At 64.1% G+C, this 26385-nt stretch carries 28 protein-coding genes; 19 read left to right on the top strand and 9 right to left on the bottom strand.

The features are described 5' to 3' along the window. The first annotated feature begins 292 nt into the window (after positions 1-292). The 10 genes from FJ492_RS22925 to xth all read left to right on the top strand — a co-directional run bounded on the left by FJ492_RS22925 (position 293) and on the right by xth (position 11339). Positions 293-1462 carry a glycosyltransferase family 4 protein gene (locus tag FJ492_RS22925; RefSeq protein ID WP_140752896.1) on the top strand — a complete coding sequence of 390 codons (1170 nt, stop codon included), beginning with the start codon at positions 293-295 and terminating at the stop codon, positions 1460-1462. Continuing rightward, positions 1459-2760, top strand: a complete 1302-nt coding sequence (locus FJ492_RS22920; protein ID WP_181166726.1) for a hypothetical protein — start codon at positions 1459-1461, stop codon at positions 2758-2760. Before FJ492_RS22925 ends, FJ492_RS22920 begins: the two co-directional genes overlap by 4 nt. Before the next feature lie 9 nt (positions 2761-2769). Then, the gene (locus FJ492_RS22915) at positions 2770-3990 is read left to right on the top strand and encodes a GNAT family N-acetyltransferase (protein ID WP_140772410.1); all 1221 of its coding nucleotides are present in this window, start codon (positions 2770-2772) and stop codon (positions 3988-3990) included. 109 nt (positions 3991-4099) lie between these two features. Further along, positions 4100-4324 (top strand): hypothetical protein, encoded by a 225-nt coding sequence (locus tag FJ492_RS22910; RefSeq protein WP_027144223.1) that lies wholly within the window; start codon positions 4100-4102, stop codon positions 4322-4324. A 247-nt stretch (positions 4325-4571) separates the two neighbouring features. Beyond that, positions 4572-7079, top strand: a complete 2508-nt coding sequence (ligD, locus tag FJ492_RS22900) for a DNA ligase D (RefSeq protein ID WP_140772408.1) — start codon at positions 4572-4574, stop codon at positions 7077-7079. 111 nt (positions 7080-7190) lie between these two features. Continuing rightward, positions 7191-7478 (top strand): GIY-YIG nuclease family protein, encoded by a 288-nt coding sequence (locus FJ492_RS22895; RefSeq protein ID WP_140772406.1) that lies wholly within the window; start codon positions 7191-7193, stop codon positions 7476-7478. Positions 7479-7793: 315 nt separating this feature from the next. Continuing rightward, a complete protein-coding gene (locus FJ492_RS22890) occupies positions 7794-8699 on the top strand; it encodes a Ku protein (protein WP_027144225.1) in 906 nt (301 codons plus the stop codon). After that, complete coding sequence (locus FJ492_RS22885; protein WP_140772404.1) at positions 8696-9829, top strand: tetratricopeptide repeat protein; 1134 nt, start codon at positions 8696-8698, stop codon at positions 9827-9829. Before FJ492_RS22890 ends, FJ492_RS22885 begins: the two co-directional genes overlap by 4 nt. Before the next feature lie 88 nt (positions 9830-9917). Beyond that, entirely contained in the window at positions 9918-10562 is a 645-nt protein-coding gene (locus FJ492_RS28830) for an alpha/beta family hydrolase (RefSeq protein WP_181166731.1), read from the top strand. Between the two features lie 6 nt (positions 10563-10568). After that, a complete protein-coding gene (gene xth, locus FJ492_RS22875) occupies positions 10569-11339 on the top strand; it encodes an exodeoxyribonuclease III (RefSeq protein ID WP_140772402.1) in 771 nt (256 codons plus the stop codon). A 744-nt stretch (positions 11340-12083) separates the two neighbouring features. Here xth and FJ492_RS22870 read toward each other — a convergent pair. Continuing rightward, positions 12084-12824, bottom strand: coding sequence for a sulfotransferase family protein (locus FJ492_RS22870; RefSeq protein WP_140772400.1), 741 nt, complete (start codon positions 12822-12824; stop codon positions 12084-12086). Positions 12825-13036: 212 nt separating this feature from the next. On the opposite strand from FJ492_RS22870, the gene FJ492_RS22865 reads away from it, so the two are divergent. Further along, positions 13037-13282, top strand: coding sequence for an exopolysaccharide production repressor protein (locus FJ492_RS22865; protein WP_140713928.1), 246 nt, complete (start codon positions 13037-13039; stop codon positions 13280-13282). 518 nt (positions 13283-13800) lie between these two features. Next, positions 13801-14100, top strand: coding sequence for a DUF1236 domain-containing protein (locus FJ492_RS22860; protein ID WP_140508581.1), 300 nt, complete (start codon positions 13801-13803; stop codon positions 14098-14100). A 77-nt stretch (positions 14101-14177) separates the two neighbouring features. Here FJ492_RS22860 and yghU read toward each other — a convergent pair whose 3' ends face one another. Then, a complete protein-coding gene (gene yghU, locus FJ492_RS22855; protein ID WP_140772398.1) occupies positions 14178-15044 on the bottom strand; it encodes a glutathione-dependent disulfide-bond oxidoreductase in 867 nt (288 codons plus the stop codon). Positions 15045-15293: 249 nt separating this feature from the next. On the opposite strand from yghU, the gene FJ492_RS22850 reads away from it, so the two are divergent. Together FJ492_RS22850 and FJ492_RS22845 are read left to right on the top strand one after the other, a co-directional pair. After that, a complete protein-coding gene (locus tag FJ492_RS22850) occupies positions 15294-16199 on the top strand; it encodes a S1C family serine protease (RefSeq protein ID WP_140713924.1) in 906 nt (301 codons plus the stop codon). A gap of 22 nt (positions 16200-16221) precedes the next feature. Beyond that, entirely contained in the window at positions 16222-17208 is a 987-nt protein-coding gene (locus FJ492_RS22845) for a LysR family transcriptional regulator (protein WP_140772396.1), read from the top strand. On the opposite strand, the gene FJ492_RS22840 is transcribed toward FJ492_RS22845, so the two are convergent. Both FJ492_RS22840 and FJ492_RS22835 read right to left on the bottom strand, forming a co-directional pair. After that, positions 17205-17933 (bottom strand): SDR family oxidoreductase, encoded by a 729-nt coding sequence (locus FJ492_RS22840; RefSeq protein WP_140751486.1) that lies wholly within the window; start codon positions 17931-17933, stop codon positions 17205-17207. The two genes, FJ492_RS22845 and FJ492_RS22840, sit on opposite strands and share 4 nt — an antisense overlap. A 129-nt stretch (positions 17934-18062) precedes the next feature. After that, positions 18063-18518, bottom strand: coding sequence for a MarR family winged helix-turn-helix transcriptional regulator (locus FJ492_RS22835; protein WP_027144235.1), 456 nt, complete (start codon positions 18516-18518; stop codon positions 18063-18065). Positions 18519-18583: 65 nt separating this feature from the next. Between FJ492_RS22835 and FJ492_RS22830 the strand changes: the two genes are divergently transcribed. Next, positions 18584-19057 carry a cupin domain-containing protein gene (locus FJ492_RS22830; RefSeq protein WP_140751484.1) on the top strand — a complete coding sequence of 158 codons (474 nt, stop codon included), beginning with the start codon at positions 18584-18586 and terminating at the stop codon, positions 19055-19057. Positions 19058-19083: 26 nt separating this feature from the next. Here FJ492_RS22830 and FJ492_RS22825 read toward each other — a convergent pair whose 3' ends face one another. Continuing rightward, positions 19084-19428 (bottom strand): VOC family protein, encoded by a 345-nt coding sequence (locus tag FJ492_RS22825; RefSeq protein WP_140713916.1) that lies wholly within the window; start codon positions 19426-19428, stop codon positions 19084-19086. A gap of 197 nt (positions 19429-19625) precedes the next feature. Between FJ492_RS22825 and FJ492_RS22820 the strand changes: the two genes are divergently transcribed. After that, positions 19626-20225 carry a YdeI family protein gene (locus FJ492_RS22820; protein WP_140772394.1) on the top strand — a complete coding sequence of 200 codons (600 nt, stop codon included), beginning with the start codon at positions 19626-19628 and terminating at the stop codon, positions 20223-20225. 5 nt (positions 20226-20230) lie between these two features. Here the strand turns inward: FJ492_RS22820 and FJ492_RS22815 are convergent, their stop codons facing one another. Next, entirely contained in the window at positions 20231-20860 is a 630-nt protein-coding gene (locus FJ492_RS22815) for a glutathione S-transferase family protein (RefSeq protein WP_140772392.1), read from the bottom strand. Positions 20861-21031: 171 nt separating this feature from the next. On the opposite strand from FJ492_RS22815, the gene FJ492_RS22810 reads away from it, so the two are divergent. Both FJ492_RS22810 and FJ492_RS22805 read left to right on the top strand, forming a co-directional pair. Beyond that, positions 21032-21724 carry an SDR family NAD(P)-dependent oxidoreductase gene (locus FJ492_RS22810; protein WP_140772390.1) on the top strand — a complete coding sequence of 231 codons (693 nt, stop codon included), beginning with the start codon at positions 21032-21034 and terminating at the stop codon, positions 21722-21724. A gap of 220 nt (positions 21725-21944) precedes the next feature. After that, entirely contained in the window at positions 21945-23069 is a 1125-nt protein-coding gene (locus FJ492_RS22805; RefSeq protein WP_246676092.1) for a transporter substrate-binding domain-containing protein, read from the top strand. 96 nt (positions 23070-23165) lie between these two features. On the opposite strand, the gene FJ492_RS22800 is transcribed toward FJ492_RS22805, so the two are convergent. Continuing rightward, complete coding sequence (locus FJ492_RS22800) at positions 23166-23477, bottom strand: hypothetical protein (RefSeq protein ID WP_181166725.1); 312 nt, start codon at positions 23475-23477, stop codon at positions 23166-23168. 131 nt (positions 23478-23608) lie between these two features. Further along, positions 23609-23959, bottom strand: a complete 351-nt coding sequence (locus FJ492_RS22795; protein WP_246676091.1) for an EthD family reductase — start codon at positions 23957-23959, stop codon at positions 23609-23611. Between the two features lie 237 nt (positions 23960-24196). On the opposite strand from FJ492_RS22795, the gene FJ492_RS22790 reads away from it, so the two are divergent. Beyond that, the gene (locus tag FJ492_RS22790) at positions 24197-25819 is read left to right on the top strand and encodes an ABC-F family ATP-binding cassette domain-containing protein (RefSeq protein ID WP_140772388.1); all 1623 of its coding nucleotides are present in this window, start codon (positions 24197-24199) and stop codon (positions 25817-25819) included. 32 nt (positions 25820-25851) lie between these two features. On the opposite strand, the gene FJ492_RS22785 is transcribed toward FJ492_RS22790, so the two are convergent. Continuing rightward, the coding region (locus FJ492_RS22785; protein ID WP_246676090.1) for a hypothetical protein at positions 25852-26385 on the bottom strand (534 nt) is incomplete at its 5' end.

Genomic DNA, 26385 nt, shown 5'->3' with positions numbered 1-26385 from the left:
CACTATCGGTCAACTATCCCGGCGTATGTGTATCGAAACAAGGCAATGCCGCGACCTGGCGACCAGCAGACGGTCAAGTCAGGGCCGGCATGATCCTTGCTCGTGGACTTCTGTGCGCCGCATCGGCGGAGGACGTGCAGCATTGGCATGGTGATACGGGTTCCACATCCGCTCGTCACCATGCCGGCTATAAGTGAAGTCCAAAGGGGTGTTGGGCTTGAAATTTCCAGTCGCCTGATCCGTCCGGTGGCGGGATCATCAAACTACCCCTGGCAGAAAGATGCATGGGAATATGCGGATTGCATGCGTCCATCAGGGCTATGAACTCTATGGTTCCGACCGCAGCTTCGCGGAGAGCGTGGCCGCGCTGCGCGCCGCGTTTCCGTCAGCCGACATCGAAGTGGTGCTGCCGCGCGGCGGACCGATCGTACGGATTCTCGAACCGCATGCGACCCGGATCGTCTTCGAGCCGCTCTGGGTGCTGAGGCGCCAGGCCATTGCGCGCCTTGCCACGATCGAGATGGCGCGGCTGCCGGTCGCGGTGCTGAGGGCCTGGCGGCGGCTCAGGGATTGCGATCTCACCTATGTCAACACCTCGATCGTGGCCGACTACGCGCTGGCCGCGCGCCTTCTGCCGCACAAGGCCGTGCTGCACGTCCACGAAATTCCCGAAGGCGCCATGCGCAGGATCCTTGTCGGCCTGATGCACTGGAGCCATGCCGATCTCATCTTCAACTCGCGCGCCACCCGCGCCGCGTTCGGCGAGCCCAGATCCGCGCGCTCCCATGTGATCTATAACGGCGTCGCCGGCCCGGCCGCGGCCGAAGCGACGACCTATGACGGCAAGCGCCCGCTCAAGGTGCTGCTGCTTGGCCGCATCAACAGGATCAAGGGCCAGGAAGTGCTTTTGGAGGCGATCGCCTCGCTGCCGGCGGAACTCAAGTCGAGGATCGAGGTGCGGCTGGTCGGCGGGGCCTTCGAAAGCGTCGAACGCGAACGCGCGCTCGCCGAACTGGTCGGGAGCATGGGACTCACCGGACGCGTCAGCGTGCTGCCCTTCATCCCCGACCCGTCCGAGCATTATCGCTGGGCCGATATCGTCACCGTGCCGTCGCGGCGTCCCGAATCGCTCGGCCGTGTCGCCATCGAGGCGATGGCCTATGGCCGGCCGCCGCTGGTGTCGGCGATCGGCGGGCTGGTCGAGGTGGTAGCCGACGGCGAAACCGGCTGGCATGTTCCGCCCGGCGATGCCGCCGCCCTTGCCGGCAAACTCGAGGAAATCATCCTGCGGCCGGAGGCATGGCGCTCCTTTGTCGCCGCCGGGCGGGCGCGCTACGAGGCGGTCTTCAGCGAGCCGGTCGCGGCGGCGGCGATTGCGGCAATAGCCGCGGACAAGCTGAAGGCGGCCATCGCCAAGCCGGGCCGGACAGCAACCGCCCGGCAGGCGGAGACACGGCCGTGAAACTGCCTGGCCATCTGGTGCGGCGCCTCGTGCTGATGATCGGCGGCGAGGCGATGCAGAGCGGCTTCCACTTTGCCCTCAACATCGCGCTGCTGCACATGCTGTCGGCGCAAGGCTACGGCCTCTTCGCCATCGGCATGGTGATGGGCGGCGTCGGCCTGTCCTACATCAGGTCGCTCACCGCCGTTCCCGCCTCGATATGGATGAGCAAGAGCACCAACAGCGCCGGCGTCAATGCCTATGACGTGGCCTTCGGGACGGCGGCGCTGGTCGTTGCGTTGCTGATGGCCATCGGCACGGCGATCGTGATGCGTCTTTTGGGCGATCCCAGCGGAATTGCCGCCGGCTGCTTCGTCGGCGCATGGTCGCTGCGCAGCCACATGCGCACGGCCTTCTTCGCACGCCGCCAGCAGGTGATCGTCTCCATCAGCGATGCTGCCTTCACGATCGCCGGCACCATCATGGCCGGCCTTGCGATCTGGCTGGCCAGGGACGCGCTGCAGAGCGTGTTCTATGCACTTGCTGCGGCCAACCTGTTTGGCATCTTCGTCCTGGTTCGGCTGGCGCGCCGCACGATGCGCATCAGCTTCCGCATGCCGACGCGGCGGCGCTATGCAAAGCTCTGGTCGCAGCTCTGCTGGTCGGCTTTCAGCGCCACCACCGCCAACATCCAGGGCCAATGCCTGGCGCTGCTGGTCGCGGGCATTGCCGGACCGGCCGCCTATGCGCCGCTGGCGGCGGTGCTCGTGCTGTTCGCGCCGCTGCGCATCATCAGCCTCGCCTTCGTGAACATGACGCAGCCGGAACTGGCCAAGCTGATGCGCAGCAACGAAACGCGCCGTGTCTGGGCGCAGGCAAAGCTGTGGGCTGTCGTCATGGGGCTCGGCGCGGTGGCCTATGGATGCGCCATCATGTTTGTCCTGCCGATGATAAAATCCCAGGCTCTCCAGGATGCCTCGGTGGGATTCATCGGGCTTTTCGTGATCGCGAATTTCGTCCCGATCATGCTCTACATCATGCCCCGCATCGTGCTCGAGATACTGGGTGACTTCCGCATCGTGGCGTTCATCACCTTGGGCGGCGCCATTGTCGGGCTGGCGTTGATCGCGATCCTGCTGGCGGTCGCGTCTCCGCCCTGGTCGCTGGCGGGTTCCGCGGTCTCCGAGATCTTCGTGCTCGTGGCATCATGGTACTTCGTGCATCACCGAATGTGGAACATCGAACACCCGGACCAGCAGCACGACAGCCGGCTGGGCTCGTGGCGGCGGGCGGTTTCGTTCGCCGCGGCAAGACGATAGGAGAGAGATGTGTCAGGCCAGGCAGTGCAAATTGCTGCGGTGACGGACTTGCCCGGCGGGCAGGTTCGGCATCCCGCCGCGATCGCGGCGAACGGCACCTATACGGCGAAACTGCATACCAGCCTGGAAGCGGTCAGGCCGCTCTGGCTGCGCCTCCAGGCGGATGGCATGTGCACCGGCCACCAGAATTTCGCCTGGGCAGAAGGGATCGTGGCGCGGCTGTTGCCGGAAAGCGCGGAACTCCTCATCGTGGAGGTGGGCGACGCCGCGACCGGCGAACCCAGAATGCTGGTGCCGCTGATGCGGCGTAGGGCGTTCCACCATTGGGTGGTCGAATGGTTGAGCTGTAGCGTCTGCGACTACGCGGCGCCGCTGCTGGCCGATGCCACCCCGTGGACCAGGCAATCCGCGCAGGCTGCGTGGGCGGCGGTCCGCTCGGCGCTGCCGCCGTCGGACCGCGTCCACATTGTGGGAATTCCGCGACAGATCCACGGCGTCGCCAATCCGCTGGCCTTGCTCCCGGACACGCGCGATTCCATCCAGACCGCCTTCGGCCTCGCCATCGACGGCGACCCGGAAACAGTCCTCAAGCGTCATTGCAGGCCATCCTTTGTCAAGGAATTCGGCAAGGACTCGCGTCGCCTCGAACGGCTTGGCAGCGTGGAACTGGTCGAGGCCGACGCGCCGGCCGAGGTTGAGCGTATCTTCGGTGAATTGGTGCGGATGCGGCTCGATCGCTTTCGCGAGCTTGGTCGCTTCGACTTGCTGACGCAGGAGAAGATCGTCGATTTCTACCGGAGCGCGGCCATTCAGGGCCTGTCGGATGGTTCCGTGCGGCTTTTCGGGCTGCGCGTCGGCGAGGCGCTGATCGCGGTTCAATATCTGCTGGTTCATCAAGGGACCGTTCACGCTCTCCTGATAGCGATGGACCAGAGCGTCGCGCCCAATGTCTCACCAGGGCTTACAATCATGGGCAGGTTAATCGGCTGGGGGCGCGAACAGGGCTTTGGGTATTTCGACCTGTCCGTCGGCAACCAGGGCTACAAGGAACATATGGGCGCAAAGGGCTCGGAATTGGTCGAACTCTGCCACGGGTTCACGATGCGGGGCAGCGTGGCCAATGCCGTCATCGAGTTCCGCAGGCGGGCCGAGGCTTTCGTGCGCACCAAGCCGGGACTTTACAAGGCCGTACAGGGCGTGATGCGCCGTTTGCGGCGGTTGAAGACCTGAAGGACGCCCGCGAAATTGACAGGGCCGCGCGTCTCCGCCATCCTTGGAGGCAGTCGCCGAGCCGCCAAGAGCGGCCGGGTTCCGTGTCAGGCGACCGAGGGCGAAGCGCATGTCCACTGCCGTGAACAGCCAGAACTCCAAGCGCGCCGCGGTGCGCAAGGCGCTCGATCGCCACAAGGTCTACATTACCGCGCAGCGTTTCTCCGATGGCACCTACAGTGCGCGCGTGCTGGTCGACGGCGAGGCCTACTGGGTCGACGAATTCCGCTTGAGCCAGTTGCAGCAGGGGCTGTCGCCGGCCGAGCTGGAACTGACGCCGGCGATTGACGATTGAGACCAAGTGAAAAATCGCGAATGGTGCAAACGTAGCGCCCTACGGCGCCCCCCTCTGTCCTGCCGGACATCTCCCCCTCTAGTGGGGAGATCGGCAATTTCGCCTGCCGCGCTATTCTTTCAACGTCCGATATTCACGAAGGCCGCCGTGAAGTTCGATCTCCCTAGAGGGGGAGATGCCCGGCAGGGCAGAGGGGGGCGCGAAGGAACGAGGCGGTTGTTGATTTCCGCCAGGTTCGGCTTTTGACATGCCGCCCGCCAAGCTCCAGACCTATCGCGCCAAGCGCGAATTCTCGAAGACGCCGGAGCCGGCCGGCGGGTCGATGGCCGGCGACGGCAACCGCTTCGTCATCCATAAGCACCATGCGACGGCGGACCATTACGATCTGCGCCTGCAAGTCGGCGATGTCTTGAAAAGCTGGGCGGTGCCGCGCGGGCCCTCGCTCAACCCTGCCGACAAAAGGCTGGCCGTGGAGACCGAGGATCATCCGCTCGAATATATCGATTTCGAGGGCGTCATCCCCGAGGGCGAATATGGCGGCGGGCCGATGATCGTCTGGGACGCCGGCACCTGGGCGCCGATGGGGGATGTCGAGCAGAGCCTCAGGACCGGCGCCTTCAAGTTCCGGCTGGCCGGCGAAAAGCTCAATGGCGGCTGGATGCTGACGCGCCTGAAGCCCAAGCCCGGCGAGGACGAGAACAAGAAGAACTGGCTGCTGTTCAAGGAGCGCGACCTCGCCGCCGACACGGCGCTGAACATCCTCGAAGCGCGGCCGGAAAGCGTGAAATCCGGCCTGCGCATCGAGGAGCTGGTGGCGCCGCCGAAGCCGGCCGCGAAGTCCGCGCCAAAGCCTGGATCGTTGAGGCCGGGCGACCTGCCCGGCGCGGCCAAGGCGCCGGCACTGAGCCGTATCGAGCCGCAACTGGCCACGCAGGTGCCGAAGCCGCCGGGTGGCGAAAGCCTTGCCGACAATACCAACGAGCTCTGGCTGCATGAGATCAAGTTCGACGGCTACCGCACCATGGCGCATGTCTCCAACGGGGAGGTCCGGTTGATCACCCGTGGCGGCATCGACTGGACGAAGCGCTATGGCGACCTTCCCCATGCGTTCGCCAAGCTGCCGTGCCGCGAGGCGATCATCGACGGCGAGATCGTCGTGCTCGACGCCAAGGGCATTTCCCGCTTTGCGCTGCTGCAGGACGCGCTGGCGGAGGGCGCCGGCAGCAAGCTGCACTTCTACGCCTTCGATCTCCTGCAACTCGATGGCTGGGACCTGATGAAGGTGCCGCTCATCCGGCGCAAGGCGCTGCTGGCCGAACTGCTTGGCGGGCTTGGCGCCAACTCCGCCATCCAGTTCTCCGACCATGTCGAAGGTTCGGGGCAGGGGCTCTACGACCAGGTGACGGAACTCGGCCTGGAGGGCGTGGTTTCCAAGCGCGCCACCGCCATCTATCAGAGCGGCCGCACCAAGAGCTGGACCAAGACCAAGGCGCTCGAAAAGGGCGATTTCGTCATCGCCGGCTACACCACTTCGGACGCGGCCGAGGGGCTGGCCGCGCTCGGCATGGCCGAGTGGGTGGACGGCGAACTGCACTATCGCGGCAAGGTTGGCTCCGGCTTCGATGCCGCGACCGCGGCCGACCTGCTGGCCCGGCTGGAGCCGCTCACGTCAGGCGCAACGCCGCCGGAAGGCGTGCCGCGCGAAATCATGCGCGAGATGCACTGGGTCAAGCCGCTGTTTTCGGCGCGCATTCATTTTGCCAACCGAACCGCGGACAATGCGCTGCGCCATGGTGTGTTTCGCGGTCTGCGTGACGTCGGCCTGTCGACGCCGGTGTCGGCAAAACGCAAGCGGCTGATCGCTGAAGCCGACCTTGCCACGATCTGGGTGACAAACCCGACGCGGCGGCTGTTCGGCAGGAACGGCCCGACCAAGCTCGACATCGCCGTCTATTACGCGCTGGTCGGCGACTTCATGCTGCCGCACATCCTTGGCCGCCCGGTGTCGCTGGTGCGCTGCCCGACCGGCCTGCCGAAGGATTGCTTCTTCCAGCGCCACGCCTTCACCGGCATGCCGCCTTCGGTGGTGACGTTCCAGGCGATCAATTCCGAGGGCGAGACCAAGTCCTATCTCTCCGTCGAGGGCGCCAAGGGCTATCTGGCGCTGGCGCAGTTCGGCGTCGTCGAGTTCCACACCTGGGGCACCCATCGCACCAGCCTCGACAAGCCCGACCAGATCGTCTTCGACCTCGACCCGGGCGAAGGGATTTCCTGGCGCGAGGTGGTCGAGGCCGCCGTCCACATCAAGGGCGAGCTGGAGGGGCTGGGGCTGGTGCCATTCGCAAAGACTTCGGGCGGCAGCGGCATCCACATCACGGTTCCGGTGACCGGCAAGCAGAACTGGAAGAAGCTGCACCAGGCGACCAGCGCGATATCGACGCATCTTACGGCCACCGCGCCAGACACCTTCACCACCACCATGGGCAAGGAAAACCGCAAGCGGCGCATCTTCATCGACTATCACCGCAACGCGCGCGGCCACACCTCCGCCGCCCCCTATTCGCTGCGCGCCCGCACCAACCTGCCGGCCTCGACACCGGTGAGCTGGAGCGATCTGGAGACGATCGATGCGCCGCAGGATTTGAATTACGCGTCGCTGCCGGGGTTGCTGGAGACATCGGGTGATCCGTGGGCTGACATTGACGAGTTCGCGCGGGATTTGCCGGTGGTCCCGGGAAAGGTAAACGGGCTTTGAGGCGCCCTTCGACGAACAGGGCTCCTGAACTTCGTCATCCTAGGGCGAAGCTCCGTCGCGAAGACCCTAGGATCCATGCCGCGACCATTGTTGTAGAATGCACCTGTTCAGATGACCGGATACGTCTACATGACCGCGAGCCAGAAGCGCGGCACAATCTATATCGGTGTCACCAATGACCTCGGTCGCCGTATGCCAGAACACAAGTCGGGCCAAGGCTTGCGTTTCACCGGCCGATACGGCGTGCAACGGCTGGTCTGGTATGAGGAATATTTCGACATTACCGATGCGATCCAGCGCGAGAAGTCACTGAAGCGCTGGCCGCGCCTATGGAAGGTTGAACTGATCGAGAAGGCCAATCCAGACTGGTTCGAACTCTTTCGCGGAACAGGGTGGTGAGCTTTCCTTCACTGCAGCAACGCTTGTAAGTCACGGCATGGATCCTAGGGTCTGCGCGCGTCGCTTCGCTCCTTGCTTCGCCCTAGGATGACGAAGGGATAAGTGGGTCGGCCAATCACCGGCGTCCCGCACGCCATCGACGCTTCCGAAAATTTGAATTATTCTCCGCCCGTGACCCCGAAAACCGGCGGGAAGATTTCGTCAGGGATTTGCCGCTATTGTGCCGGGTCGGTGTAGGATTTGCGCAGCCTTGTTCGTCCTTCGGACGAAGCGCTGCGAAGTAACTGTCAGCGCGCGGCCGCGTAGGAGTTCATCATGGCGCCCAGGGCAAGTTGGAAAGGTTACCTCAAACTCAGTCTGGTCAGCTGTCCGGTGCGGCTATACCCCGCCACCAGCGCCAGCGAACGCATCTCGTTCAACCAGCTGCACAAGAAGACCCACAACCGCATCAACATGAAGCCGGTCGACCCTGAACTGGGGCTCGTCGAACGCGCGGATCTGGTCAAGGGCTATGAGTACGAGGACAAGCAGTACATCATCATAGACGATGCCGACCTTGACGCGGTGCGCATCGAATCCAATCACACGATGAACATCGAGGCCTTCGTCGACGAGGACGAGGTCGACGTCATCTACCAGGACGCGCCCTATTACATGGCGCCGGACGGGGCGATGGCGGAAGAGACCTTCGCGGTGCTGCGCGAGGCGATGCGCAAATCCGGCAAGCTCGCCATCGCCCGGCTGGTGCTGTCCAGCCGCGAGCGCGTGGTGACGATCGGCGCGCGCGAGAACGGCATGTTCGTGTGTACGTTGAGGAATCCGAACGAAGTGCGTGGCACGGCTGAATATTTTGGCAACATTCCGGCCATGAAGCCTGACCCGGAAATGCTGCAGCTTGCCGAAGCGCTGATCAAGCAGAAGGAAACCACCTTCGATCCGAAGAATTACGAGGACCGCTACGAAGTCGCGCTGATGTCGATGATCCGCGAGAAGCTGAAGGGCCATAAGCCGATCATCGCGGCGGCACCGGAACGCGGCAATGTCATCAACCTGATGGATGCGCTGAAGGCCAGCCTGTCGCAGTCGAAGCCGCCGGCCAAGTCGAAGAGCAAGGCCGACGAGGCCGCCAAGCCCGCCGCCAAGAAGGCGGCAGCGGGTGGTGCGCCTGAAAATCCGCTCAAGGCCAACCTGCTCAAGGCGGTCGGCAAGAGCAAGAAATGACGGCACCGGCCGTTCCGGGGGCTGTCTTTGGTACGATCGGCGCGCTGGCAGCGTTTCCGCTCAGGCTCGCCGCGCGCGAGGTGGAGCGCCAGCACGGCCAGCTCAGGCGCGGCGTCACCCGGCGCACCACGCATGTCGTGTTCGGACGCGCATTGTTGGTCAAGGCGGGGCTGACCAAGGCCGGACCCGCCAAAAATAGCGATAGCGAGATCGAACGCCGGCTCGGCGCCGAGCGCGCGGCCGGGCGCATTCTCATGAGCGAGAACGGTTTCCTGCGGCTGCTCGGGCTGATAAAGGCACCCGAGGCGCCCTCACTGTCGCGCCAATCGCTGATCGACCAGTCCAGGCTGTCCGGCGCCGATCTCGACCGGCTCAGCCTGTTCGATGCCTTCGAGCATGATGGCGAGCCCTATTCCTTCCGCGACCTGATCCTGGCACGCAAATATGCCGGGCTGATCGCCGGCGGCGCCACATGGGGCGCGATCGCGCGCTCCGTCCACCGCTCCGGCCCCGTCGCTTCGCTCACCGCCAAGTCGCTCAATGTCGGGTCGCAGCATGGCCGTCCCGACGCCATCTATCTCGAAGGCGGCCAGAGTGAACTCGACGGGCAATTGCTGTTCGATCTGGGAGCTGCGGCACAAGGCGACGACACGCTGGAAGATCTGTTCGCCGAGGCGGAAGCGGCGGAGGAGGGCGGCGACCATGACGGTGCCGCCGCACTCTACCAGCGCTGCCTCGCCATCGATCCGACCGACGCCATCGCCGCCTTCAACCGCGCCAATTGTTTGCGCGGGTCCGGGCGCGTGGCGGAAGCCGCGCACGATTATGCCCGGGCGATCAAGCTCGACCCAGCCTTCGTCGAGGCCTGGTTCAACCTCGCCGGCCTGATGAGCGAGCAAGGCCGCGACGCCTCGGCGCGAAGGCATTTGCAGAAGGCGATCGGGCTCGACAGGAATTATGCCGATCCTGTCTTCAACCTGGCGCGGCTGGAGTTTGACGCGGGCAATCTGCTTGAGGCGCGACGGCTGTGGGTGCGGTATCTGGAGCTCGACGCGGCGTCGGAATGGGCTGGAGTGGCGGCCAGAGGCGTGCAGTTCGTGGATATGCAGCTGGCGAAGTCGGCGGGGTGACGATGGTTGGCCAAGACCGCGACGACAGCCGGTCTCCCCCCTTGTGGGGCAAGATTGGCGGCTTCGCCGTCGCGCGGGGTGCCACATGATGACCACCTTCCTCTTCGATGGCCACGACACCGCTCCCGTCACCATCCTGCTTGCGCATGGTGCCGGCGCGTCGATGGATTCCCCCTCCATGACAGCCACCGCCAAGGCACTCGCCGCCGCGGGCTTCCAGGTCGCGCGCTTCGAGTTCCACTATATGGCGGCGCGCCGCTACGGGCAGCGCAAGCCGCCGCCGCGCGCCGAGACGGTGAACCCGGAATACATCAAGGCGATCGCCGACCTCAGGGGCAAGGGCGTGTCGGGCAAGCTCATCATCGGCGGCAAGTCGATGGGCGGGCGCGTCGCCTCCATGGTCGCCGACGAGATGTTTTCCAAGGGCGAGATATCGGGGCTGGTCTGCCTGGGCTATCCGTTCCATCCGCCTGGCAAGCCCGAGCAATTGCGGACAAAACATCTCGCCGGGCTGAAGACGCCGACGCTGATTTTTCAAGGCACGCGCGACGAGTTCGGCACGAGGGACGAGGTCTCGACCTACGGCCTTTCCGATGCGATCGAAGTGATCTGGCTGGAGGACGGCGACCATGATCTCAAGCCGCGCAAGAGCATTTCGGGCTTCTCCACGGCGGATCATCTGACGACGCTGGCGCAGACGGTGGAGGCGTGGGTGGGCAGGATCGCCCCCTGATCCCCGATGAAGATCGCCAGCTTCAACATCAACAACATCAACAGCCGGCTGGACAAGCTGCTGGCGTGGCTCGCCACCGCAAAACCCGATGTCGTCTGCCTGCAGGAATTGAAGGCGCGCGACACGCAGTTTCCGCGTACCGCGCTTGCCGATGCCGGCTATGGCGCGGTGTGGAAGGGCGAGCCGACCTGGAACGGCGTCGCCATACTCGCGCGCGGTGCCGAGCCGGTGCTGACCCGCGATGCGTTGCCCGGCGACGATGCCGACCGGCAGAGCCGCTATATCGAGGCGGCGGTCAACGGCATCGTTGTCGCCTGTCTCTATGCGCCGAACGGCAATCCGCAGCCGGGGCCGAAATTTACCTACAAGCTCGCCTGGCACGCGCGGCTGGAGGCGCATGCCGAACAACTCATCGACACCGGCCTGCCGGTGGTTCTGGCCGGCGACTACAACATCGTGCCCGAGCCGCGCGACATCTACGCCACCCGCTCCTATGACGACAACGCGCTGGTGCAGCCGCAAAGCCGCGCTGCCTTCGCCGCGCTGCTGGAACAAGGCTGGACCGATGCGTTACGGAAGAAATATCCGAAGGAGACGCTCTACACCTTCTGGGATTATCGCCGGAACCGCTGGGAGCGTGACGCCGGCCTGCGGCTCGATCATATCCTGCTGTCGAAGACGCTCGTGCGCCGGCTGAAGGGAGCGGGCATAGACCGCGACGTGCGCGGGCAGGACGGCGCCAGCGACCATGCGCCGGTCTGGGTGGAACTGGGGTGAGCATCGCGCGACGATCGTCGCATAAGCACGCGACGGCAATGCGTGGTGCTGTTTGCAGGGGCGCCGGAGTGAATGCCTGGAGGGGTCGCGCCGGCGCATGGACGCTGGTCAAGGTGACAGGGCGCTTGCCATGGTCGACGCGGACGGGGGGGCGCATTGTTGGGGTGTGCTCGGCGCCCGCGCCAACCAGGGCGGCTCGTACCGCCGCAACAACCTTATCGCACATCCCCTAGACGTCCGAAACTTCCGCGAAAGCGGAATAGGCAGGGGCTGCAAGGCCCTGCATTCTAGCCGGGCACAATCGGCCAATCATCAGGCGGCATTGCGGGCATGGCGATGACGCGAGATGGCAAAGTGCCGGCGCCTCTGGACCGACCGGCGCGCGTTGCCTGCGCGTCGCGGATCGAACCATCCGGTTTCCCTTGTAGGACCAAGGTCTTGGGTGGTGCGCGCAAAAGTCCGGGGGGCCCTGTTCGGTTCCGGCAATGTCCATTGGATGTTCCGCTATTTCATCCAATCGAGATATAATCATGCGGCTTTGCAGCGGGGTTGAGAAGGGGCAAAAGCCTGGTCGAACGGCCATGAACTGGTGACCCGTCCGGCAGGGAAGGCAAGCGCAAAATTCCAACGAGAGCAGTTGCTAGTCAGCCTGCCCGACCGAAAGCTGGCAGTCGGTGAGGTCGTTTGTTTCGGGAGCGAAAAACTCGGCCCGCTCCAAGCAGGCAGGCGCGCCTGGGCTTGCGGTCAGCCCAGCCACCACCACAATGCCGCGATCACCGCCGCGATGGCAGCCACCGTCAGTCCCAGCATGATGTAGGAGCCCGTGATGATGTCGCGGATGATCTTCTTGATCGTTTCGCGGTCGTTCAGGTTTGGGAAGGGTTCGTTCGGCTGCGCCACGTCGAGAAAATGGCAGAGCGGGGCCCAGCCGTCACTGACCTTGAACACCAGCAGCTTTTCCGGCGGCACGGCTGCCTTCACTTCGTCGACATAGGCATTGTAGCGGGCAACCGCCCTATCCCGGTCGCCCATGACACCGGCCAATGTGCGGCCCCAGATGAGCTTGCGCGACATGTCGCCGAACTTCCGGCCGAACGGGGTGAGCCATTCCAGGATCTTGAACTGCCACAGGTTCTCGGTGAAGTAGATGGTGTCGATCGTGCTTTCGTACCACGCCTCGGCGCCGCGTGGGTGCAATGTCAGCAGCACCTTGGCGTCGGGGTAGGCCACCATCAGTTCGCGCCACACGCAGCAGCCTGGATTGTCGACCGTGGCGGTGTAGTTGGCGAACACCTTGCCCCAGTCCTGCTGCGAACCGGGCGGGCTGTTGGCCACCTTGCGCCAGAAATCGAGATGGCCTGTGTTGGCCTTGTTCATGATCACTTCCTGCATGTGATAGCAGGGCAGGCCGAGCTTGTTCAATGCGGCAAAGGTCGACCATGTGCCGGTGCGGCCGAAACCGGCCCCGATCAATTTAAGCGTCATTCCCCAATCCCCCCGGACTTCTTTTCCCGATTACCGCGGTCCGTGAGCATCAACCTGCTCCTGCCAGCGCCACCGTGCAACAAATTTCTAAGGGGATGTCGAGGGACACCGCATACTTGCGTAGTTGCTAAAATAATGAAAACCTGTGCGCGGATGGAGATTTGGGCAGGGAGTCGCCCGGACCGGGACGGGTTGGGGGATCTTGAAGGTCGATGTATTTTGGGCCATTTCTCGTCGGAATGTCGGCGACCACGATCCTTGTCGCGGTCTGGACCTATATTGCTACCGGTTCCTTCTGGGAGGCGCTTGCCTGGACTGCGGTGGTCCTGGTCGTCCTGCAGGTCGGCTACTTCGTGCTCGTCCTGGGGCTAATCTACAGGCGCGCACAAGACACCGCGATGGGCCAGGATGCAGTCAACCCGGTGCCGCCGTTACACCGGGACGGCGTCCGGCATTAACGGCGCCACCCGCGGCTCGCTATCCCTCCGCCCGCGGGAGAATCTCTCAGGGCCTTGCTGGCCAGCGTATTCAGCATCGCGCAGAATTCGCCGCGGCGCACTTCCGGTAAATCGCGGCGGCCACGGTGGAACGAAGCCGCGGTGCGTGCGTTTTCCTACCTCGATCGGTGAGGCGCCACCTCCACCGGTCCGTTGGAGGCCCGCTCCTGCTCCCGGCAGGGCGGGCCTTTTTTGGAGGCGAGGTAAAGCACGGGAGCGACACCCCTCGCTATACGTTAGATAGCTCTAGCGTCATTTCTTGCCTTTCAAGCCGATATGCCTTGATTGTCCCGCAATCCAGAAGAAGTTTTATTAGACCTGCAAAGCATGCTAGTGTGGATATATTCACTTATATTTGTAACAAAATGTGGCATATTGTTGGTTAAGCGCCTCATTTATTTCACAAGCAGATATGGAACCTCCGACTTGCGTGAGAGTTTCCCTTCAGGCGGAGCGAATAGCCAATCATGGAGGTTGTCATGAAACATTATCTTACGAGTGCTGCGGCTGCGATCGTCCTGCTGGGCGGCGTCGGCGCGGCTCTGGCGGACACCATCGTGGTCCAGCCGGAACAGGAGACGGTCGTTCGCGAATATATCAAGAGGGAACCGCTGGCGTCGGTGAACCTTCTGGGCGTCGAACTCAAGCTCGGCTCCTCTGTGCCGGACAAGGTCGAACTGCGTGAAGTTCCCAACGTCAGGTATCGCGTCGCGGTGATTAATGATCAGACCGTGCTGGTGGATCCCGACACCCGTCAGATCGTGGAAGTTCTCCACTGATCCGTCTCATGCATCAAGCAAAAAGCCCATCACCGGTTTAACGCCGGTGATGGGCTTTTGACGGAGCTTTCCTGAATCTACTCGGCGGCGAGCCTATCCTGCGTCCTGGTGTCGAAATCGCTGGCGTCATGGCGTTCGTGCAGCTGCATGGCCGGTTCGCCGAAGGCGCGGTTGACCATGCGGCCACGCTTTACCGCGGGTCGTTCGTCGATCACCTTCGCCCAGCGCTGCACGTTTTTATACTCGTGCACCGACAGGAAGGTGGCGGAATCATTATACTGCCGGCCGAGCGCCAGCCCGCCATACCAGGGCCAGACCGCCATGTCGGCGATGGTGTAATCCTTGCCGCCAAGATATTCCGTTTCGGCCAGACGGCGGTCGAGAACGTCCATCTGGCGCTTCACCTCCATCGAGAAGCGGTCGATGGCATATTCGATCTTTTCCGGTGCATAGGCGTAGAAATGGCCAAAGCCGCCGCCGAGATAAGGGGCCGAGCCCATCTGCCAGAACAGCCAGGATAGCACTTCCGCCCGCGCCGGCTGCTCGGCCGGCAGGAATTCGCCGAATTTCTCGGCGAGATAGACCAGGATCGAGCCGGATTCGAAGACGCGCACCGGGGACTTGCCGCTATGGTCCATCAGCGCCGGGATTTTGGAATTGGGATTGACCTCGACAAAGCCGCTGCCAAACTGGTCGCCATCGTTGATGCGGATCAGCCATGCATCGTATTCGGCGCCCTCGTGGCCAAGCGCCAGGAGCTCTTCGAGCATCACCGTCACCTTGACGCCGTTTGGCGTCGCCAGCGAATAAAGCTGCAGCGGGTGCTTGCCGACCGGCAGTTCCTTGTCGTGCGTCGGTCCGGCGATCGGCCGGTTGATACTGGCAAAGGCGCCACCATTGCCCTTGTTCCAGGTCCATACTTTCGGCGGGGTATATTCGGTCATGTCGGCTCTCGTATCGTGGGAGGATGGCAGGTCACCCATAGCTAGGGCTGCGGAGAGGGAAGTTCAACTTGTGTTGAACTATTGTCAGTGCGGGGCGCGACGCATCGCCTGCCGGGCGTTCGAAATTCGAAAAGCCGAGCGGTTGGCTTTTCCTGCCCTATGGCCACCGTTTCTCACCCCCTTGCAGCATCTCCCCCGTGGCATACCTATAGAAGAAGCCGCCAGGCATTCGCATCGCAGGACAAAATCATGACCATCAATCCCAATCCGCGTTCCGTCGTTGCCGTGCGGGCGACCGTTCCGGAGGATGCCTTCACGGCCGGGGCACTGGGCACACTCAGGGAAGGCAGCGGCGTCGTCATCCGCAGTGACGGGCTGGTGCTGACCATCGGCTATCTCATCACAGAGGCGGAGGAGGTCTGGCTGACCTCGCATGACGGCCGCGTCATCCCCGCTCACGCGCTCGCCTACGATCAGGAATCGGGCTTCGGCCTCGTTCAGGCGCTGGCGCCGACCGGTCTGCCGGCCGTGGCGCTGGGTGATGCCGGTAAGGCCAGGGTCGGCGACGCGGTGGTGCTTGCCGACGGCATCGGCCGGGCGATCGAGGCCAAGATCGTCACCAAGCAGGAATTCGCCGGCTATTGGGAGTATCTGCTCGACGAAGCGATCTTCATCGCGCCGGCGCATCCGTCCTGGGGCGGCGCGCCATTGTTCAACGCCGAGGGCGCGCTGCTCGGCATCGGTTCGCTGCGCTTGCAGATGAGCCGCGCCGGCGAGGTTGCCGATATCAACATGGTGGTTCCGATCGACCTGTTGCCGCCCATCCTCGACGACCTGCTGACGCGTGGCCACGTGGCCAAGCCGCCGCGCCCGTGGCTCGGCGCGCTGTCGGCCGAAAGCGACGGCAAGGTGGTGGTGATGAGCGTGACCGAGGGCGGCCCGGCGGCCAAGGCCGGCCTGCGCGAAGGCGACGTCATTTCCGAGGTCCGCGACGGTGAGGTCGACGGGCTCGCCGATTTCTATCGCAAGCTTTGGGAAAGCGGCTCGGCCGGTGCCGAGATCCCGATGCGGGTGGTGCGCGACGGCCGCGAGACCTGGCTGCGCGTCAAATCCGCCGACCGCGGCAGTTTCCTGAAAAAGCCGCAGCTGCAGTAGGCCCGGCGATTTCGGCCAGCCCATGCATCCAAGACTGCTCAAGACCTTCCTCGCGGTGGCGCGCAGCCGCAACATCACGCGCGCCGCCGAGATGGTTCATCTCGCCCAGTCGAGCGTCAGCGACCAGGTCCAGTCGTTGGAGGCCGAGCTGGGCGCTGCCTTGTTCACACGCTCGAAATCAGGGCTGGAGCTGACGCCGGCGGGGCTGGCGCTGAGGCCCATCGCCGAAGAGCTGCTGCGGCTGGACGGCGAGGCGCGTGCCGCCGTTCAGGCGGCGTCTGGCCAGACCAGCGGCGTTCTGACTATCGGTGCGCTGGAGACGATCGCCTCGGCCCGCCTGGCGCCCTGGCTGCCGGGGTTCCAGGCCAGCCACCCCGACATCGCCGTCCGGATGAAGGTGACCGACAGCGGCACGCTGCTGCGCCAGCTGGAGGACGGCGACATCGATGTCGCCTTCTGCTTCAATCGCCGCGATGTTCCAAATGGCGGCGTTGATCAACGCTTCGCCAGGCATACGATAGCGGCCGAGCCGTTGGTGCTGATCGCCGCGCCGGGGCAGAATCTGGTTCCGTGCGATCTGGCCGCCCTTGCCGCAAAACGTTTCGTGGCAACGGAGCCTGGATGCATCTACCGGCACATGTTCGACACCGCCTTCGCCGAGGCGGGCATCGGAGCCTCGGGATTTGCCGCCGAAGTCGGCAGCATCGGCGCCATTGCCCGGCTGGTCGCGGCCGGCGCGGGGCTGGGCCTCGTTCCACGTCTGGCCGTCAGCGACGCGCTTCAGCGTGGTGAGCTGATGGAACTGCCATGGCCTGGCCGAGCGCAAGTGGCGCCGCTGACGATGATCTGGCGGCGCCGGCGCGTCCAGCCGCCGGCACTCCGGCACCTGCTTGCCGCCGCGCGCGACACACTGGCGCCGCCGCACTCCGGAACCGGCTCAGGATCTGAATTGGCGAACCGCTCCAAGGCCTTGTTTCTAAACAATTCCGGGAAAGCCGTGGTCAGCTAGACCAAGCGATGCCCGCCCTCGACATGCAGCGTCGTGCCAGTCGTAAAACCATTGCCCATGAGGAAGAAAATCGCGTCGGCGATGTCGTCGGGCTGGCCGATCCTGCCGACCGGCAGCCGCTCGGCCATCGCCGCAAGTGTCTCTGCTTTCCTCTCGCCGGCCACCTGCGCCCAAATCTCGGTATCGACCCAGCCGGGCGACACGGCGTTGACGCGGATCGGCGCGAGTTCCACCGCCAGCGCCCGCACCATCCCTTCGAGCGCGGCATTGACGGCGGCGACGACCGAACCGCGCGCGGCCGGCCGGTAGGCGGCGATGCCGGAAACGAAGGTCATCGAGCCGGGCACTGCCAGCCGTGGCGCGCCGTGCTTGGCCAGCAGCAGCGGCCCGAAGATCTTGCTGTCTACCACGCGTTGCGCCGCCGCGAGATCGAGTTCCGGCAGCAGCCGGTAGGCGCCTTCGATGTCGGCGGCGGTGCTGACGATATGGTCGAGGCCGCCGATCCCGGCGAACAACGCCGCGACCTGATCTTCCCGCGTGATGTCGACAGTGGTTGTTTCGAGGGCGGCGCTATTGCCCAGCGCCTCACGAGCCTGCCGCAGCCTGTCTTCGCCGCGCCCGGCGATGATGACTTCGGCCCCGGCTTCGAGGCAGCGCCTTGCAAGCGCCAGGCCCATGCCGGATCCTCCGCCGACGATCAGGATCTTTTGGTTCGAAATGCTCATATCCGCTCTGCCTTCGTTTGGTTGGACAAGGGCAGGGAATTGGCAGCTCGATGCGGAAAGCGAAAACGGAAGAAACCGATGGTGTCATCGGACGGGCCGATTATGCCAGCCCATATGAGCCTCGTCCCGTCAGCGTACCAGCGGGCTATCCCAAACGACGAACAACAGCGCCTTTAACTGGGCGAAGCGCTGCGGTCCGAGTTCGGTGCGCCACTCCTCCTCGATGTCGCGCAATATGTCGACCATTTTCCAGAAAGCGGCGTGGCCGCGCTCGGTGGACCGAACCACGCGCGCGCTGCCTTCACCGTCGGAGCGGACGAGGTAGCCGTAGCCTTCCAGACTGCTGAGCAACTGGTTGATGGCTTGCTTGCTCATGCCGGCCCGCTCGGCGATCGTGCCGGGCCGCGCCCCGTCCGGGCCGGGAAACTGCAGCACGGCCATGTGCGGCAGGCGCAATTCGTCGAAACCCGCGTCGTTGAGCTCCTTGATCAGCCGGCGCTGGATCGCCTGCGCCGGCACGCGCAACAGGGCGCCGATCAAAAGGTCCTCGGTCTTGGTCTGCAGAACTTCGGTGGACGTGGCCATTGACGATCCGGTAAATTGAGTTTACTGATTGCTAGTAAATGTAATTTACCGGAGGGGTTTGCGCAATGTCATCCATGAATCTTCAGGTCAATCCAGCCGAAGAGGCCATCGGCGACAAGATGCTATCGATTCGCTTCCTGGTGACGGGCGACAGTTCGAACGGCAGCGTCGCCGCCTTCGAGTTGAAAGTGGCTGGCGGATCGCGGCTGCTGGCGCCGGCGCACAGCCACGATCATTATGAAGAGACGATCTACGGCGTTGACGGGGTGCTGACCTGGACCGTAGACGGCAAGGCGATCGATGTCGGAGCGGGAGAGGCGCTATGCATTCCACGCGGCGCCGTCCACCGGTTCGACAACAAGGGCGTCAACGACGCGACGGTACTATGTATCGTGACCCCGGCGGCGATCGGTCCGGACTATTTCCGCGAGATTTTCGCAATGTTCCATGCCGCCGCCGGTGGCCCGCCGGACAAGGCCAGCATGATGGAGATCATGCGTCGCCACGGGCTGACGCCGGCGGCACCGACACCGGTGTAGAACACGAGCGCTGGGCTGCGGCGGCTCTATTCCCGCTCCGCACTCGCAAACACCACCAGATTGCCATCGGGATCGCGCATGCGCATGATCCAGGAACGGCCGGCCTTCTCGATCGGGCCGGGTTCGAGGCCCGCATCCACTAGTCTCTGCCGTTCTGGCGCCAGGGGCAGCACGCCGAGCGTCAGCGTCGAGGTGCCGGCTTTTTCCTTGTCCTCGAAGAGCTGCACCTCGGCGCTTTCCGTGAACTGCCATTCGGCAAGGCCAGGCATCGGCCGGCGCAGCGGCGGCTTGCCGAACAGTTTTCCATACCAGTCGATGCTGGGCTCGAGGTCGGAGCAGCTGACATGGGCGAAAACGGTCTGCACGGCCATCGCGATCCTCCATGGCGGTTGCACTCTTGTCGGAACGCGGCCATGGATGGTGTGTTCCGTTGCCCGGCGGCAGCGTGCCCCACTGCTGACGAAAATTGGCAGTGAAACATGCCATCATGATGCGGGGAATCGCACGATGCCGGAGGCAGGATGAGGGCGACGCCAGCGACAACGACACTGATCGGGCAGGTGCACTGATGGCCCCCGTCAAGGTCGACCCCGACAAGGTGCGGGAATTTCCCGACGCGGCGAGCTTTTACGCCTGGCTCAGCGAACACCACGCCACGGAAACCGAAGTGTGGGTCAAGGTGCATAAGGTGGGGTCGGGACTGAAGTCGATCACACCGAAGGAGGCCATCGATGTCGTGCTGTGCTTCGGCTGGATCGATGCCGTGCGCAAGGGGCTGGACGAGAACAGTTTCCTGCAGCGCTACACGCCGCGCGGCAAAAAAAGCATCTGGAGCAAGATCAACGTCGACAATGTGGCGCGCCTCGTCGAGGAGGGCCGCATGACCGGGCATGGGCTGAGAGAGGTCGAGGCGGCCAAGGCCGACGGGCGCTGGGCGCGCGCCTATGGCAGCGGCAAGGAGATGAAGATCCCCGATGATCTGCAGGCGGCGATCGACGCCGAGCCGGCGGCGAAGGCGATGCTGGAAAAGCTCAGCGCGCAGAACCGCTTCGCGCTCGCCTTCCGCACCCACAACATGAAGACCGAGGCTGGCCGCAAGAAGAAGATCGAAGCCTTCGTCGCGATGCTGAAGCGCGGCGAGACGATCCATCGACAGGGGAAGAAGTAGGCCCTTCAGGCGCCCGAATGCGGGTCGCTGCCGTAGGGATGGACGGGGTAGCCGGGTCCGATGGCATCGCGTACGCGGTTGGTCCATGCTGCGAACCCCGGATAGTCCGCGAGCGAAAAGCCGCAATCCCCGGCGCGGTGGCTGTAGGCATAGACGGCGATGTCGGCGATGGTGAGGTCGCTGCCGGCGAGAAACGGTGCCTCGCCAAGGCTGCGGTTCAGGGCGGCGAGCGTACGGGCTCCGGCTTCGCGCTTGCCGGCAACCATGGCCTGGTTACGGTCGAGCCGTCCGGTCAGGGTCCAGAAGCGCAGCGAGCCGATGACGGGCTCGACGTTATATTGTTCGAAGTACAGCCACTGCATGACCTTGGCACGCCGGTAGCGGTCCGACGGCAGGAAGGGCGTGCCCTCGGCAAGGTAGGTGAGGATCGCATTGGATTCGGCGATGGCGCTGCCGTCCTCGAGTTGAAGGACCGGGACCGCGCCTGCCGGGTTGAGCGCCAGGAAGGCGTCGGTATGGCTCTCGCCCTCGAAAATCGAGACGGGGTGCGTGACGTGAGGGATCTTCAGCAGCCCTAGCAGGACCCGGACCTTCCAGCCGTTCTGCGACGGCAGATAATCGTGAAGCGTGAGCATGACCGGTCCTCTTGATGGGTGAACGATCGCATATAGCTGCGCCCGCCGACACCCGATTCCTGCGCAACCAACTCATGCGCGTCATCGCATGATGACTGCTATCTCCTCCCTCTAATAAAACAGGTGCACCCGTGCCATTTTGCCCCGAGATGACCGACAAAGAGGCTTCCCATGAACACCCACAAAGTCGCCCTCGTCACCGGCGCAAATCGCGGCATCGGGCTTGAAACCGGGCGGCAACTCGCGGCGCTCGGCTTCACCGTTCTGCTCGGCGTGCGCGATCTCGCCAAGGGGGAGGCGGCGGCGAAAGGGCTCGATGGCGCTGTCGAGGCCATTGCGCTCGATGTCGCCGCGCCCGACGCTGCGGCGAGAGCAGCCGACGACGTGCAGCGCCGGTTCGGCCGGCTCGACGTGCTGATCAACAACGCCGCCATCCACTACGACACCGGCTCGCGCGCCTTGCGGCCCGACTGGACTCTCATCCGCGAGGCGTTCGAGACCAATGTCTTCGGCGCCTGGCGGGTGGCCGCCGCCTTCGCGCCGCTGCTCGGGGCGGGCGGCCATGGCAGGCTGGTCAACGTCTCCTCCGAAGGCGGTTCGCTGACCTCGATGGGCGCGGGCGTGCCAGCCTATTCGACGTCGAAGGCGACGCTCAACGCACTGACCCGCGTGCTGGCGGCCGAACTGCGCGGCTCGGGCGTGCTGGTCAACGCGATCTGCCCGGGCTGGGTCGCCACCGACATGGGCGGGCCGGGCGGGCGCCCGGTGGCGCAAGGGGCGGCGGGCATCGTGTGGGCCGCGACCTTGCCCGACGACGGCCCGACTGGCGGCTTTTTTCGCGATGGCAAGAGGCTGCCGTGGTGACGGCGAGACGCGGGCAAGTTGGGGCGGCGCCCGGCATTGCGTAACGGCGTTCAGCATCTGAATCGGGAAATTGTGCCAAACGATTGTTTTCACATCAATCTCGCCGGACATCCGTGCATCACCTCCTCCATGGCGGGTGGACGAAGGCCGGCATGGCGGCTATTTTTTCGAGCCCGCGACCAGATCGCGCGGCGCAATCGGTCGCCGGGAGCTGTTGCCGTTGAGAAGAATTGCTTCGTGGACGATGGCGCTGATCCTCGTTGCCGTCGCCGCGTGCGTCGGGGCTGGCGCCGCCGTCGGCCAGACGCAAACGCCTGCCGAGCTGCCTTTGCCGCCGGACGTGTCGTCGAAGGACATATCGGTCGGGGTAAAGGCCGCGCCGCCCTTCGCCTTCAAGCTGCAGGACGGCACCTGGTCGGGATTGAGCATCGACCTCTGGCAGAAGATGGCCGGGCGGCTCAACCTTCGCTTCCACTATGTCGAAGTGCCTGGCGTGCAGGACCAGATCGACGGCGTCGTCAGCGGCAAATTCGACGTGGCGATGGCCGCGATCACGGTCACGGCAGACCGCGAAAAGGCCGTCGACTTCACGCAACCCTTTTTCACGACCGGGCTCGGCATCGCTACACCGCTCAACAGCCAGCCGTCATGGCGGCCGATTTTGCACGCGCTGACCTCGTTCGGCTTCCTGCAGGCGGTGCTGGCGCTGATCGTCATCTCGGTCGTGGTCGGCGTCCTGATCTGGATGTTCGAACGCCGCCACAATGAGGATTTCGGCGGCGGCGTCGCCAAGGGCCTGTTTTCAAGTATGTGGTGGTCGACGATTGCCGCGACCCAGGCCAGCACCGGCGATTTCGGTCCGCGAACCGTGCCGGGACGTGTGCTGGCCGCGCTGTGGATGATGGGATCGATCATCGCCATCGCGGTGTTCACCGCCGGCGTCACATCGGTGCTGACCGTGACGCAGATGGAAGGCATGGTGCAGGGCGAAAGCGACCTCGCCACGGTCCGGGTCGGCGCCGTGCAGAATTCCTCGACCGCGTCCTACCTGGATTCCACCCATATCCGCCATCAGGACTTTGCCACCGTCCAGCAGGGCCTGGACACGCTGCGCGCCGGCAAGATCGATGCGCTGGTCCACGACAAGCCGCTGCTTGGCTGGCTGGTCGGACAGAACTACGGCGCGAGCCTGCGGGTCCTCGACGCGACCTTCGACCAGCAGCAATATGCCATCGCCCTGCCGCTCGGCAGTAGGCTCCGCAAGCAGCTTGATGTCGCCCTGCTGCAAACCATGGAAAGCGACTGGTGGAAACAGGCGGTCTTCCAGTATCTGGGCGAGAAATAGGCTATCGGCATGAGAGCGGGGGACGGACAGCTCGCGGCATTGCGCGCAAGAAAAAGCCGCCCTCTTTCAGGACGGATCTTCGGGTGATGGCTGTCGTCACTGATCGAGGTCGACCGGGGTCACCCCGAGGAGCTTCAGGGCGTTGGCGTAGATCCGGATGCCTTGCGCCTGCTTGCTCCCGGCGCAGAACCGGTTCGCCTTGTCCTGCAGTGCCGTTACCTCGGCGATCTGGCTCGCACTGGCACCCGGTTTGGCCTTGGCCCGGATGGCCCCGTCGAGTTGAAGGCCGAGCCGGCTGCAATATTCGGTCCGGGTGACCGCCGCCTCCGCGTCCGACTGTGCGACCGCAAGCATGGCGAGCGAAATGCCTGTCAGGGCACTCATCCATCCGGTCGAACGTCGTTGCATTGCAGGCACTATCCCTTGGCGTGTCTGGCGGCCGCTGCCCGGCTGCCACGGGATGGTTATCGCAGACGATCTTTTCGCCAGTTTTTCCCGGATGTTGAATCTTGTTTCTGGAGTGTGTCTGGAGGCCGGGTTCACACTTCGTCGGCGTCGAACAGCAGCATCGTCAGATCGTCGTCGCCCGGGGCCAATATCCGCCGGTCGGCGGCGCAGGCAACGCCGACTTCGCTGGCGAACGCGGCGCGGATGTCGTCGAGGCTGTCGAAATACAATGTCCCCACAAGGTAAGGCATCTCGCCCGCCGAGAGTTTGACGATGGGCCGCCTGCTGACATCGTAGCGCCGCAGGCCGGGAAGCTTCTTGGCGAGCGGTATATGAACATCGAAATAGTGCCGGTCGAACGCGGCCGGATCGGCCGGGGTTTTGTAGATCACAAGCATCTTGGCCATTGCCCGTATTCCTGTCCCGTTGATGTCGATGGTCAAGCCGTGCAGGCCGCCAAACCGAAGTCGTTTGACATTGTCGGATTTCGACCGCCGGTCGATTTTTATGTGCGCGGGCCGGGGGGCGAGGCTATGCGACAGCCGATTTCCCGACTTGAGGAGATCGGCGCCTCGCGCTCCCGCGGGCATCTGCGGCGCTTCTGCCTCTTCCCCCGGCACCGTCATTCGCGTAAGGGCGCGGGAAAATTCCAATTCCGCATCGATACCCCCCGGAACATCATGATCAGACTTGAAAACATCGGCAAGCAGAACGGCCGTCAGCTTGTCTTCATCGAGGCGTCGGCTTCCCTGCAGAGGGGCGAGAAGATCGGCCTCGTCGGACCCAACGGTGCCGGCAAGACGACGCTGTTTCGCATGATCACCGGGCAGGAACTGCCCGATGAGGGCCAGGTGCAGGTCGATCGCGGCGTCACCATCGGCTATTTCAGCCAGGATGTCGGCGACATGGCGGGCCACAGCGCGGTGGCCGAGGTGATGAACGGCGCCGGACCGGTCAGCGACGTGGCGGCCGAGATGGCGGAACTCGAGGCGGCCATGGCCGATTCCGACCAGGCGGACCGGATGGACGAGATCATCGAACGATATGGCGAGGCGCAGCACCGCTTCGAGGAGCTCGACGGCTATGCGCTGGACGGCCGCGCGCGCGAAGTGCTGGACGGTCTCGGCTTCAGCCAGGAGATGATGGACGGCGATGTCGGCAAGCTGTCGGGCGGCTGGAAGATGCGCGTAGCGCTGGCCCGCATCTTGCTGATGCGCCCCGACGCCATGCTGCTCGACGAACCGTCGAACCATCTCGACCTCGAAAGCCTGATCTGGCTTGAGCAGTTCCTGAAGGGCTATGAAGGCGCGCTGCTGATGACCTCGCACGACCGCGAGTTCATGAACCGCATCGTCAACAAGATCGTCGAGATCGATGCGGGATCGCTCACCGCCTATTCCGGCAATTATGAATTCTACCAGCAGCAGCGGGCGATCGCCGACAAGCAGCAGCAGGCGCAGTTCGAGCGCCAGCAGGCGATGCTGGCCAAGGAAATCGCCTTCATCGAGCGCTTCAAGGCGCGCGCCTCGCACGCAGCCCAGGTGCAGAGCCGGGTGAAGAAGCTCGACAAGATCGACCGTGTCGAACCGCCCAAGCGCCGCCAGGTGGTGAATTTCGAGTTCCAGCCGGCGCCGCGTTGCGGCGAGGATGTCGTCACCTTGAAGAACGTGCACAAGGCCTATGGCAGCCGCACCATCTATGAAGGGCTCGACTTCCAGGTCCGCCGCCGCGAGCGTTGGTGCATCATGGGCGTCAACGGTGCCGGCAAGTCGACGCTGTTGAAGCTGGTGGCCGGCGCCTCCGATCCCGATACAGGCACGGTGGCGCGGGGACCGAGCGTGAAAATGGGCTATTTCGCCCAGCACGCCATGGAGCTCCTGGAAGGCGAGCGCACCGTGTTCCAGACGCTGGAAGACAATTTCCCGCAGGCCGGCCAGGCGCCGCTTCGGGCACTTGCCGGCTGTTTCGGGTTTTCCGGCGACGAGATCGAGAAGAAATGCCGGGTGCTGTCAGGCGGCGAGAAGGCGCGGCTGGTGATGGCGCTGATGCTGTTCGACCCGCCCAACCTGCTGGTGCTGGACGAGCCGACCAACCACCTCGACATCACCACCAAGCAGATGCTGATCGAGGCGCTGTCGCAATATGAAGGCACGATGCTGTTCGTCTCGCACGACCGGCATTTCCTGGCCGCGCTGTCGAACCGCGTGCTCGAATTGACGCCCGAAGGCATCCACACCTATGGCGGCGGCTATTCGGAATATGTCGAGCGCACTGGACAGGAAGCGCCAGGGCTGAGGAGCTGAGCGGGTAGGGGCGCCGTTCGCCGAAGCGAGACCTAAAGCAGGCCGTGTTTCCTGAATTCGGCCTGCTCGTCCCCGCTGATCCAGCCGAACACCTTCAGCTTCCCGTCTCGCCTCTCAAGGAGATAGCTGACCTCGAAATCAATAGTAATGAGAGCCGCCTTCTTGTTGTGGTACTCCCCGGCCCATTGCACCTTTGCCACGCAGTGGTCCTGATCGATCGGCGTCCCGGATACATCCCTGCACGTCATCTTCCCGGCGCCCATCGCCCTGTAGCCCTCGAAGCCCTTCTTCATGATTTCGATCAGTTGCTTGCCGTTTTCGCCGGCCATTACCGCGCCAGGGGTGACTGAGATGAAAGCGGACGAATAGATGTCGGCGACATCCTTCAAACCGGCATCCGACAAGAGCGCGTCATTGTAGAATTTCGCATAGGCCTCGAAGAATTTCGCGACCTCGGCTTTGGCGATCATCGTCTTCCTCTCCCCCGAAGAGGCCTTTGCACGGGAGCCGATATTTGGCGCACGTGATGCATGGGCGTTTTTTGAAAGGCGATCGGGCCGCCTTGG

Source organism: Mesorhizobium sp. B2-5-4 (assembly GCF_006441095.1).
Lineage (GTDB): Bacteria > Pseudomonadota > Alphaproteobacteria > Rhizobiales > Rhizobiaceae > Mesorhizobium > Mesorhizobium salmacidum.
This window is presented reverse-complemented; position numbering and strand designations above follow the sequence as displayed.